We start from the raw sequence: 273 nt of genomic DNA on the forward strand, positions 1-273 counted from the left end.
GTATACGACGGAAGTTTTTCCCAAATTACGTGCGGCTGGCTGGAATGGTTATTGGATTGATGCAGCTTCTAGTTTGCGTATGGAAGATGATGCTGTGATCGTGCTCGATCCAGTCAATCTGGACGTGATTAAGTCTGCATTGAATCGAGGAGTTAAAAACTACATTGGCGGTAACTGCACTGTGTCTTGTATGTTGATGGGCCTGGGTGGTCTGTTTCAGCATGATTTGGTCGATTGGATGTCCTCAATGACTTATCAGGCGGCCTCTGGTGG

General features: G+C 46.9%; 1 protein-coding gene. It reads left to right on the forward strand.

The window, feature by feature from the left end; all coding sequences use genetic code 11:
• Nucleotides 1-273 (forward strand): hypothetical protein (locus QN347_RS19900; RefSeq protein ID WP_323494414.1); only part of this gene is annotated, 273 nt, incomplete at both ends.

Source organism: Sphingomonas sp. 10B4 (assembly GCF_035019905.1).
GTDB classification, from domain to species: Bacteria; Pseudomonadota; Alphaproteobacteria; order Sphingomonadales; family Sphingomonadaceae; genus Sphingomonas; species Sphingomonas glacialis.